The sequence below is a fragment of the Caballeronia arationis genome (assembly GCF_001544975.2).
Taxonomy (GTDB): domain Bacteria; phylum Pseudomonadota; class Gammaproteobacteria; order Burkholderiales; family Burkholderiaceae; genus Caballeronia; species Caballeronia arationis.
This window is the reverse complement of record NZ_FCOG02000467.1, coordinates 1-1,198: the sequence shown is the minus strand read 5'-3', so window position 1 is coordinate 1,198 and position 1,198 is coordinate 1. Positions and strand designations below refer to the sequence as shown.

The 1,198-nt window shown below is 53.3% G+C and carries 1 protein-coding gene; it reads right to left on the bottom strand.

Going from position 1 to position 1,198, the window contains the following annotated elements; translation table 11 throughout:
• Positions 1-214 precede the first annotated feature (214 nt).
• On the bottom strand, positions 215-643 hold the full coding sequence (locus tag AWB81_RS43220) for a MarR family winged helix-turn-helix transcriptional regulator (protein WP_087135630.1): 429 nt from the start codon (positions 641-643) through the stop codon (positions 215-217).
• Between the last annotated feature and the right edge of the window lie 555 nt (positions 644-1,198).

Sequence of the window (1,198 nt, the reverse complement as noted above, 5' to 3'; positions counted from 1 at the left end):
CGACAGAAATCGCGCTTTATCATGCACTTGGAAAACTACCCGAGCCTCCGTCGACCCACAGTTTTTACTGACGAACCCTTTTTCCTAACCCGCGGGTGTTCACAAGCAGAGCTTTATAGATCGCGATCGTGATGGAGCACGTCAGATCTGTCTCGAAACCCCTTTGCGACGCGCTCTCGCATCAAGTATGTTAGCGCACCGGATCGTCCACGTTTCAGCGATCGTCGAGAGTCGAAAATGTCCAGCCAAACGAATCTATCTCCGATTTGTGCAGCGCCGCAAGTCTAAAAAGACACCGCGCCCCTTTTGGTGTTAAGTGTACTTCGACTTGCCGCCGATCGTGCTCGTTGGCTCTGCGCGCGACCAGCCCCGCCGTCTCACAGCGCGACACCAGCGCAACCGTCCCGTGTGGGGCGGCCTGCAATCGTTCGGCGAGTTCACCGACCGTTGCCCAATCACGACCAGGAAAGCCCATCACGTGCAACAGAAGAACGTATTGCAACGGAGTAATGCCCTCTGCGTTGACGACCTCCTCTGAGAAATGAAGAAACCGACGTAGCTTGTAACGAAACTCGGATAACTGTTCCAAATCCTGCTTTGTCGCTGCTTCAATTGCACTGCGTTTTCGATTCGTGACCATCATCTATCTCCCGCTGCTCCGGCGACTGAGGTGGATATATGTCATTTCGTGACCTAAACTACAGATATAAACTTCGCGTCGTCGAGGGCACGACATTTAGCGCAAACCTACATCCGCTGGACTGACGACTATATGTTTCTCTCTGCAGTAGAACGCGATGAAAATGAATTCCAGACCCGTCGTATGTCGGTATCGTGCATGATATGAAATCGTAATTAATGTCTTCAAATCGAACTCACAGTACGCGCTGGCCTCGTCGGTCGTGATCGAAGGAGATAGCGACGGCGCCTCCGTGGGTTGTTATGCCGGTAGTCGTGCTGATCGTGTACGGCAGTACTCCGGTGATTGAGCAAGCGGCAAGCCGCACCGAGTTCACCATGCTTAACCCCGTCGAAGTCATGAATCCGGCGACTCGCGTCCAGCAGACGGTAATCAAGAGTGGCGAGTTACAGAACGCGATCGAGTTTGTACCTTGGCGGTCTCAAACCGAAGTGCAACGAGGGGGTTAATGTTTAGCGCTTTGAGGTTGACCCGCTGAGGCAAGTGTCGCAGCGAAGA

Coding starts and splice junctions, on each gene's coding strand:
- AWB81_RS43220 (WP_087135630.1), bottom strand. CDS start 643: ATGATGGTCACGAATCGAAAACGCAGTGCAATTGAAGCAGCGACAAAG.